The sequence below is a fragment of the Lactococcus sp. DD01 genome (assembly GCF_001578715.1).
Lineage (GTDB): Bacteria > Bacillota > Bacilli > Lactobacillales > Streptococcaceae > Lactococcus > Lactococcus petauri.
The window spans coordinates 418,721-428,025 of sequence record NZ_KQ968939.1; the positions used below are offsets into that span (position 1 = coordinate 418,721).

The window sequence follows — 9,305 nt, forward strand, 5'->3', positions numbered from 1 at the left end:
ATTAATCCACTTTTTTATTATTTGTTATTCATTTCTTGATCTTTAATAATAGTTGCATCTATTCCTTTAACAACAGTTGAAATAAATGACTCATCTTCTAGTGCCATTAAACCAGCAATAGTTGTACCACCTGGCGAGCATACTCTATCAATCAGTGTCCAGGGATTTTCTTTACTTTCAATAAGCATAGCTGCACTTCCCAAAACAGCTTGGGCAGCAATTTCATTACATAAATCTTTTGGAAGACCATTTTTTACTCCAGCCCTTGAGATACTGTCAATAAACAAGTAGGCATATGCTGGTGAACTTCCTGCTAATGCTGTAAAGTTAGAAAAATCTTTTTCAGGAAGTGACCAAGCTAATCCAACTGATTTAAACATTTCTAAAGTTGAGTTGATATGTTCATTACTGGTAAATGTGTTACCACAAACAGCAGCAGCACCTTTACCGATCATAGCGTTCACATTTGGCATCACACGGATAATAGGAATTTTATCATTAGTATTCAAAAAGTTATAAATCTTCTGAGTAGGTGTCCCTGCTGCTATTGAGATTAACAAAGGCTTTGCTTCTATTATCATTTTTCTATTTTCTGTCAGTATTTTCTCAATAATATTAGGCTTTACTGAAAGCACAACAGTATCTACAGAAGAAATAAGTTCTGAAGTTGAAGCACATACATTTGTATTGTTTTCTTTTGAAAAAATGTTGACTTTTTCAGTCATCACATCAAAAAGGTAAATGTCTGTGCTTGCGACAAAATTATTTTTTATAATGCCTTTTATGATGGCAGAAGCCATATTTCCAGTTCCAATAAATCCAATTTTCATAGTTTCTTCTTTCTGTTATTTATTATTTTTTTTAGTTAGAGTTTCTCTTACAAATTATTGCTTTTAAGTTTTCTGGTTTCTTTATGTCTTTCTAACTTTTTAAATTGTGAAGGACGATTGATTAGAACAATAGAGAGACAAACTAAAATCAAGCCAATGGCAAGAGAAGTAGTAAAATGCTCTCCAAGAAGTACGGCGAGAATACTACCCGAAATTGGCATAATAAATTTATAAACAGTTATTTCTCCAAGATTTGCGTATTGGGCTGCCCAATACCATAAACTAAAAGGAATAGCAGATGCAGCAGCAAGTATTATTAGTAGAATTATACCAGTAGCAGTCCAATTTATTGCTGATAAACGTCCCCCCATTAAAAAACCGATTATATAAAGAAACAGAGAACCAATAATTAAATTCCAACCTGTCATTACGAAAGAATTTAGAGATGACCCAATTTTTTTAGCAAGCAAACCATATATAAGCATAAAACCTTCTCCAGTAATAGAAAAAGAAAACATGTCACTAATATGTGTTCCGCCATTTAACTGAGAAATAATTAACCCGATAAAACCAATAACAAGTCCTAAGATTTTGCTGGTGCTTAATTTATCATTTTGATATGCAAAGTGAGCAAGGATTGCTGCAAAAAAATTGTTGACTGTGCTAAAATTGTTGAATTTATTGTCGAAGTTATATTTACATTACCAATATTAAAAAAGAAATAGGCTGCTGTCGTAGAAACTAACCCCATTAGTATAACTTCTTTCCATTGAGTTTTATTAACTTCTAGTATATTTTTTTTGATGATTTTAGCAAATATGAGTGTCATGATTCCTGCTATAAAAAAACGAAGACTAATAGTTGCAAGAACTTGTCCGAGATAATTACTTCCCAATAAATCAGGAACTATTCCCATCTCTATGTTCATGACTTTAATAAGTTTAAATGGTGTTCCCCAAATTATGTTTGCAATAACTGCAGCAATTGCAATTGTAGCAGCTTTCGGGGCATTTTTTTTGAGTGTTTCACTCATGTGTTTTCCTCCAATTTCCATTGTTTGTTTTTTCACAATAAAAATAAATACAATATTTATTATAATGAATAGCTTGCAAAATTAAAATCTGTCATATATACTTTTATTAGTAGGTTATTTTAAGATTTTAGAGGAGTTATTATGTATAAAGTGTCTGGAGAAGATTTTACACATTTTTGGTTTTTTTTAGAAACTTTAGACTGTTATATTAAAAGTGAGTCAGGTATGATTGATGAGCTGAAGAGTTTTGATGAAGATTTAAGACGAGAAATCGCTGCTTTAGTCTGTCAAAATACATCAGGTAGGCTTACATATACAGCTCCTTATATAAGAATTATATATGTACTTAAGGGAAGCGTTGCTGTATATTTAGATAATAAAAAATTTTTATATAATGAAGGGATGCTCATTTTAGCAAATAAAAGTACAAAAATTGAATATCAAGAACTATCCTCAGAAACGGTAGTTACTGGATTTTATTTTAAATTAAATTATTTTAATAATAGCTTACTCAATCAATTTATAGAAGAGTCAATGCTTTACAGATTTTTTGTGGAAAGTACTTCGTATGATACTGAAAATGTTAGTCATTATTTTATTTATCAATTTAGTACTATGGATGATGTGCATTTTTATATTCTATCTTTACTAAAACAAGTAGTAAAGATGTGTTATTTTAATAATAAGTTAACTAAAGCTGCTTTTGTTCTACTAATTGTTGAGATGAGTCAAATGACAGATAGTTGCTTGTGTTTACATGACTCGGATATCTCTAATAATGTCCTAGCTAAGGAAATCTTAAATTTTATAGAAAATAATATCCGTACGGTTAGTTTAGAAAATATTTCTCAAAAATTTCACTTTCACCCCAATTATTTATCAGCATTAATAAAAAAAGAGACGGGATGTAGTTATTCGGAGTGGCTAATAAAATTCCGTATAGACTATGCTAAGAAATATTTATCACAAACAGATTTATCTGTGCAACAAATTATTGAAGAAGTTGGTTATTCTGATAAAACTTATTTTTTAAACTTTTTAAAGAACACGTTAATATGACCCCAGGTGCTTATAGAAAATATATTCGAAAAAAAAATAATTAAAATAAAGAAACAAAAAAATTTTTTGAAATAAAAAGGCAAATATATCTTGCCTTTTTTATTAAATATATTATATCTTTATTTTACCTCTGGTGGTTGTTCTAAGTCAGTTTTTCGAGATATGTAAGACCAGTAGTATCATATTAATATAGATGATTATTATAATAATGGTACTCGAAAAGTATAATCTTGTCATAATCCTTAATATTTCTATAGAAATATTAAGAATTATGACTATATAGAGACTTACTAATAAAAAGGTCATAAATCAATGAGAGTTACAACATAGTTATATGACTTTTTGATAACGAAATACTTAAATTTAGTTAAAACGAAATTTACTTTTCATTTGACAAATAAAAAGTAAAAATATACAATAACCATGTTATGTGATTTTTAATACATAACTTTCGGTAGGTGAGGCTACCATAGGGATACGGGTTGCTGCCGCAGAGTCGTGGAGACACGATGAGAGGGCCAACAGTTCATGTCGAAAAACAAGGCATGGAATAGTGCAACAACATTGCCCTATGGAGCTAAAGCTTGAACGATGACATGAAATTAATCTTTGCTATCTTTTTAGCTTATTATTTTTCTCAGGAATTATTTCCTTGTCTACGTTCAAGCACGTAGGCAAGGTTTTTTATTTGGAGAGGAGGTGAGAACATATGGACCCTGAAAGTATTAGCAGCCCTGACCCCATGAGGCTAACTAAAAAAATTATAGGCAAAGGCGTAACTATGTTCTCATCTTTTAAATATTTAAAAGATAAATAGGGTTAGGTGCTGTACATCAAAAGTAAGAATGATTATTAATGAAATTGAGGTGCAGTAAATGAAAAAAAATAAAGAAAATAATGAAGTATCAAATAATCTAAAAAGAGCTAGATTAAGATTGGAATTTGCTAAAGTAGCTTCTAAAGATGAATTGTTAAAAAAATATGGAATACATCCTGAGGGTTTAAGTGAAAAACAAATAGAAGAATCGTTTAAAATGTATGGCAGTAACGCAATTACTCATGGTAAGAAGCCTTCTCTTATTCATAGGATATATCAAGCATTTGTAAATCCTTTTACAGCAATTTTATTTGTACTAGCTGTTGTATCGATATTTACAGATATTATCTTAGCAGAACCGGGAGAAGCAGATCCTATGGCTGTCATAATTATCACAACTATGGTAGTCATTTCTGGTTTTCTAAGATTTGTGCAAGAAACACGGAGCGGGAATGCTGCTGAAAATCTTTTGAAAATGATAACAACAACAGCAACTGTTTATAGAAAAGGTTTGGAAAAACAAGAAGTTCCTATCGAAGATATTGTTGTAGGAGACTTAGTACATTTATCTGCAGGTGATATGATTCCTGCTGATCTTCGTATTGTACAAGCAAAAGATTTATTTGTAAGTCAAGCTTCACTTACTGGAGAAAGTGATCCAGTAGAAAAAGTAGATACTATTATTACTCAAAAATATGATAGTATAACAGAAGTTCCGAACCTTTCTTTTATGGGTTCTAACGTAATAAGCGGGAGCGCAACAGGTTTTATTGTGGCTGTTGGTAATGATACCATCTTTGGTGAAATGGCACAAAGTGTTATAGAACCTCAAGTAAAAACTACTTTTGAGAAGGGTGTTAACTCTATTTCATGGGTACTTATTAGATTCATGCTTATTATGGTTCCGGTAGTTCTTTTTATAAATGGTTTTACCAAAGGAGACTGGATGGAAGCAACTTTATTTGCTCTTGCAGTAGCTGTAGGCTTAACTCCAGAAATGCTCCCTATGATTGTAACGGCTTGCTTAGCTAAGGGAGCTGTTGCAATGTCAAAAGAAAAAACAATAATAAAAAATTTGAATTCCATTCAAAACTTAGGTTCAGCCAATATACTATGTACAGATAAAACAGGGACGCTTACCCAAGATAAGGTAGCGTTGATGTACCATATGGATATTCATGGTTCTGAGAGTCTCAATGTTTTAGAGCAGGCATTTTTAAATAGTTATTATCAAACAGGCTTGAAAAATCTTATGGATGTAGCAATTATTCAGGCGAAAGAAAATAAAAAACAAAAATATCCTGAACTTTCTACTTTAGATTACAATTATAGTAAAATTGACGAGATTCCATTCGACTTTGAAAGACGCCGAATGAGTGTAGTTGTTAGGGATACCTTAGGAAAAACGAAGCTCATTACAAAAGGTGCAGTGGAAGAAATGCTAAGTATTTGCCAATATGTAGAAGATAACGGCAAAATTGTCCAGTTAACGGACAGTGTTAAAAAATACATTCTTAAGAGAGTAGACGGATTGAATGCTGAAGGGATGCGAGTTATTGCTATTGCTCAGAAGAATAATCCTAAATCAGTAGCTGAACTAACGGTTTCAGATGAAATGGGAATGACTTTAATGGGTTATCTTGCATTTTTAGATCCACCAAAAGAATCTTGCCCTGCAGCAATTCATGCTCTTGAGAAACATGGTGTCTCCGTTAAAATATTGACAGGAGATAATGAAAAAGTAACCAGAGCTGTATGTCGTCAAGTCGGTATTTCAGTGGATAAGATTCTGCTCGGAAGTGAAGTAGATCGCCTGAGCGATGTCCAACTTTCTGTAGTTGCGGATGATATAAGTGTATTTGCAAAGCTATCACCTAAGCAGAAAGCTAGAATTGTAACAATTCTTAGAAATAATGGGAATAGCGTAGGATACATGGGAGACGGGATAAATGATGCTGCTGCTATGAAAGCCTCAGATGTTGGTATTTCAGTTGATACTGCTGTGGATATTGCAAAAGAATCCGCGGATGTTATATTACTTGAAAAAGATTTAATGGTTCTTGAAAAAGGAATTGTTGAAGGACGTAAAACATATGCTAATATGATTAAGTATATCAAAATGACGGCAAGTTCGAATTTTGGAAATATGTTTTCTGTTTTAGCTGCCAGTGCCTTTCTTCCATTTATGCCAATGTTATCAATACACCTTATTTTACTTAACCTGATCTATGATTTATCCTGTACAGCTATCCCTTGGGATAATGTGGATGAAGAATATATTAGAGAACCTAGAAAATGGGACGCGAGCTCCGTGAGTAAATTTATGTTTTGGATAGGTCCTACTAGCTCTGTATTTGATATTACTACTTATCTTTTAATGTTTTTTGTTATTTGTCCAGCAACGTTTGGCTCCTTTAGTACTCTTACACCAGGGAGTGCATCCTATATAGGATTTATAGCTTTGTTCCATACGGGATGGTTTGTGGAGTCTATGTGGACACAAACATTAGTGATACATATGCTTAGAACTGCAAAAATCCCATTCTTACAAAGTCGAGCTTCAGGGATATTAACTTTTCTTACATTTTCTGGGATTATTGGTTTAACAATTATTCCCTTTACTGGTTTTGGAAAATCTATCGGTTTGATGAGCTTACCATTAAGTTTCTTCCCGTGGTTATTTTTAACTATCGCATTATATATGGTTTTAGTAACTATTTTTAAGAAAATATTTATTAAAAAGTACGGAGAGTTACTTTGAGTTATTAAATTAATTTAATAACTCAAAAATATATAAATCGTTATACGTACTAAATTAAAATAATAAATTTCGAAAGGTTGAAAAAATTATATTAATGTGAAGAAAGTAATTTCTGCTTATGTTTAATTAATAATTTCATATTTTCAGATATAATTTTAATTACCATATGAAAAATAATTTAGCTGAAAATGAGGGCTACTTAAATGAAAAATAGTCTAAAAAAATCAAATTTCTTAAACTATTCTATATTAATCCCATATCTTTTACTCTCAGCAGTAGGAATTGTTATGGTATGTTCTACAACCGTTCCTCATGAGCTATCTAGAGGTCTGCCACCATATCATATGGTTGTAACTCAAGCTATATTTATGATTTTAAGTTTTATTATACTTTTTATTATATATAGAATGAAGTTAAAGACACTAAAGAATCGTAAATTAATCTGTTTTATATTAATTTTTTTGATCCTTTCCCTTGTGTATACTCGTCTATCTCCAGGTACAGAAGTTAATGGTTCTCACAGATGGATTCAAGTACCAGGAATTGGAACAATTCAACCCGCTGAGTATGCAAAAATATTTACTGTTTGGTTTCTAGCGTCTGTATTTTCAGATAAACAGGATGAAATATATAAACAAGATATAAAATGTTTATTCAAAGGCCAAAATTTGTTTTATAAAATTTTTGGAGGCTGGCGACTTCCTATTCTTATAATGATAGGGACAGTAATAATTATGCCAGACTTAGGGAGTTCCGTGATGCTTCTTGTTATTACTGGTAGTATGGTTGGTGCTAGTGGCGTATCTTCATATTGGTTTAAATATGCAATAAGAGTATTAATTATTGGGATAATTATATTTATTATATTCTTATATACTGTAAATGGTGATGTTATTCCAGGTCACTACGTTAATAGTAGGTTTAAAGCTATGGTGGATCCATTCGGAGGAATAGAGACATATGGACACCAAATGGTAAATTCATATTATGCAGTAGTTAATGGAGGCTGGTTTGGTTTAGGACTAGGAAATTCTATTCAAAAACATGGTTTCTTGCCAGAAGCTCATACTGATTTTATCTTTTCAATTGTTATAGAAGAATTGGGTGTACTCGGAGGGGGGATTATACTCGGATTGTTATTCTTCATGATTATAAGAATATTAATAGTTGGTATTCAGGCGGTTGACTCTTTTAATTCTCTTATTAGCATAGGAATAGCAGTTACATTACTTATATCAGTTACTGTTAATGTCGGAGGGGCTTTTGGAATTATTCCTGAATCAGGTGTAACTTTTCCATTCATTTCACAAGGAGGATCGTCTTTCTTAATTTTATCTTTAGGAATTGGGTTTGTATTAAATGTATCTGCCGATGAGAAAAGAAAGGAAATAATTCGTTTATCTCAGGAATCTCTATTGTTGGAAGAAGTCTAATAAAGATTTAACGTAGAGAAGCTTTTTACAGTAATAAATTTTTTGTATATAAACTGTTTCATTATTATGGATGTTTTCCTTAATAAATGAGAATTAAAGTCTGTGCTAATTAAAATGAAAAAGTATAACTAGTTAGTTATACTTTTTCATTTTAATTTATGTCCTTATTTGACATAAAGAACAAAAGGGTTTGAAGCTCTTTTGTTAAGTCAATTGACTGAACAACGACGTCTTCTGGTACGTGCAAACGCAAAGGTGAAAAGTTAAGAATACCTTTGATACCTGATTTAACTAGGATATCTGCGACTTCTTGAGCGTTCTCTTTATTTACAGAAATAATTGCTGTTTTAATTTTTGAATCTTTAATATTTTTAGAGAAGTCAGCGATGTCGTAGATAGGAACACCTGTAGAAGTTGTTGTACCAACGAGTGGGTTTTCTGGAACATCATAAGCTTGGGTAACGCGCATTTTATTGCGGTTTTGGAATTCATAATTAATAAGGGCGCGTCCAAGGTTACCGACTCCTACGAGTGCGATATGCGTTTCTTGATCTTGTCCGAGTAATTCTCCAAAGAAATCACGTAAAGCGCGTGTTTCATAACCATAGCCTCGACGTCCCAGCTCACCAAAGAGTGAAAAATCGCGACGAATCGTCGCTGCATCCACACCAATTTTTTCCGAAATAAGTTGTGAGTTTGTGCGTGTTACTTGTTCATCAACTAAAAGTTTGAACAAGCGATAATATTGAGGCAAACGTTTTGCCGTTGCCTTGGGTAGTTGTTTATTAACTTGGGAGCCAGCCATGTTATCTCCTTTACATAGTCTTTGTGAATATTTTACCTTTTTTGAGTGGGACTTGTCAAACAATTCTTTCCGGAATTATGCGGTTGGCGAAAGTTTGTGAAAAAAACGGAGAAAATTTAACAAAGAAAAAAGAGAAAAAATCTCTTTTCTCTTCAATTTATTTTTTCATTTAGCTCATCCAGTAAGCGAATCAATTCTTTCAAGTCCGCATTGAGAAGTGTACTTCTTAAATAAGCATATTGAACATGAAAAATTTGCTTATCTTCAGGTATTAGTGGTATCTTTATAAGACTATCCATATCGGCAAAGGGAAGAAAATCGGTCATCAAGGTTATGCCAACATTTGAGTTGACCAGTTGGCCAATAGTATGGATATCCGAAAAATTAAAGAGAACTTTTGCTTTTTTCTTGTATTTTTCATCCAAATTTTGGAAAGCTTCCATATGCACAAAACTTTCATCAAGCAGGATAAAAGGATAATCCAAGGCTTCTTTAAACGAAATTTCTTGACGTGAGGCAAGTGGGTTATCTTTAGAGACAAAGATATAAAATTCGCGTTGGTAAAGT

8 protein-coding genes and 1 riboswitch are annotated in these 9,305 nt (G+C 32.1%); of the genes, 3 read left to right on the forward strand and 5 right to left on the reverse strand.

From position 1 onward, the window contains the following. Positions 1 to 17: 17 nt before the first annotated feature. From proC to LACDD01_RS12205, 3 genes are all read right to left on the reverse strand, one after another. On the reverse strand, positions 18 to 830 hold the full coding sequence (gene proC, locus LACDD01_RS02110; RefSeq protein ID WP_019299359.1) for a pyrroline-5-carboxylate reductase: 813 nt from the start codon (positions 828 to 830) through the stop codon (positions 18 to 20). A 47-nt stretch (positions 831 to 877) separates the two neighbouring features. After that, entirely contained in the window at positions 878 to 1,315 is a 438-nt protein-coding gene (locus LACDD01_RS12200; protein ID WP_061414123.1) for a DMT family transporter, read from the reverse strand. A 116-nt stretch (positions 1,316 to 1,431) separates the two neighbouring features. Then, entirely contained in the window at positions 1,432 to 1,863 is a 432-nt protein-coding gene (locus LACDD01_RS12205) for an EamA family transporter (RefSeq protein ID WP_156468485.1), read from the reverse strand. Positions 1,864 to 2,004: 141 nt separating this feature from the next. Between LACDD01_RS12205 and LACDD01_RS02125 the strand changes: the two genes are divergently transcribed. The 3 genes from LACDD01_RS02125 to LACDD01_RS02135 all read left to right on the forward strand — a co-directional run bounded on the left by LACDD01_RS02125 (position 2,005) and on the right by LACDD01_RS02135 (position 7,933). Continuing rightward, a complete protein-coding gene (locus LACDD01_RS02125; RefSeq protein WP_231863342.1) occupies positions 2,005 to 2,922 on the forward strand; it encodes a helix-turn-helix domain-containing protein in 918 nt (305 codons plus the stop codon). 443 nt (positions 2,923 to 3,365) lie between these two features. Beyond that, positions 3,366 to 3,526, forward strand: a riboswitch (M-box (ykoK) riboswitch). 271 nt (positions 3,527 to 3,797) lie between these two features. Next, positions 3,798 to 6,500, forward strand: a complete 2,703-nt coding sequence (mgtA, locus tag LACDD01_RS02130) for a magnesium-translocating P-type ATPase (protein WP_061413061.1) — start codon at positions 3,798 to 3,800, stop codon at positions 6,498 to 6,500. 203 nt (positions 6,501 to 6,703) lie between these two features. Continuing rightward, complete coding sequence (locus LACDD01_RS02135) at positions 6,704 to 7,933, forward strand: FtsW/RodA/SpoVE family cell cycle protein (RefSeq protein ID WP_061413062.1); 1,230 nt, start codon at positions 6,704 to 6,706, stop codon at positions 7,931 to 7,933. A 151-nt stretch (positions 7,934 to 8,084) separates the two neighbouring features. On the opposite strand, the gene LACDD01_RS02140 is transcribed toward LACDD01_RS02135, so the two are convergent. Both LACDD01_RS02140 and LACDD01_RS12210 read right to left on the reverse strand, forming a co-directional pair. Next, positions 8,085 to 8,738, reverse strand: coding sequence for a redox-sensing transcriptional repressor Rex (locus LACDD01_RS02140; RefSeq protein ID WP_019299353.1), 654 nt, complete (start codon positions 8,736 to 8,738; stop codon positions 8,085 to 8,087). A gap of 152 nt (positions 8,739 to 8,890) precedes the next feature. Continuing rightward, on the reverse strand, positions 8,891 to 9,305 hold a 415-nt coding region (locus LACDD01_RS12210; protein WP_231863343.1), incomplete at its 5' end, for a LysR substrate-binding domain-containing protein.

Bases quoted from the DNA above. Each gene is read 5' to 3' on its own strand.
- proC (WP_019299359.1), bottom strand. From the start codon at position 830: ATGAAAATTGGATTTATTGGAACTGGAAATATGGCTTCTGCCATCATA.
- LACDD01_RS12200 (WP_061414123.1), bottom strand. From the start codon at position 1,315: ATGCTTATATATGGTTTGCTTGCTAAAAAAATTGGGTCATCTCTAAAT.
- LACDD01_RS12205 (WP_156468485.1), bottom strand. From the start codon at position 1,863: ATGAGTGAAACACTCAAAAAAAATGCCCCGAAAGCTGCTACAATTGCA.
- LACDD01_RS02125 (WP_231863342.1), top strand. From the start codon at position 2,005: ATGTATAAAGTGTCTGGAGAAGATTTTACACATTTTTGGTTTTTTTTA.
- mgtA (WP_061413061.1), top strand. From the start codon at position 3,798: ATGAAAAAAAATAAAGAAAATAATGAAGTATCAAATAATCTAAAAAGA.
- LACDD01_RS02135 (WP_061413062.1), top strand. From the start codon at position 6,704: ATGAAAAATAGTCTAAAAAAATCAAATTTCTTAAACTATTCTATATTA.
- LACDD01_RS02140 (WP_019299353.1), bottom strand. From the start codon at position 8,738: ATGGCTGGCTCCCAAGTTAATAAACAACTACCCAAGGCAACGGCAAAA.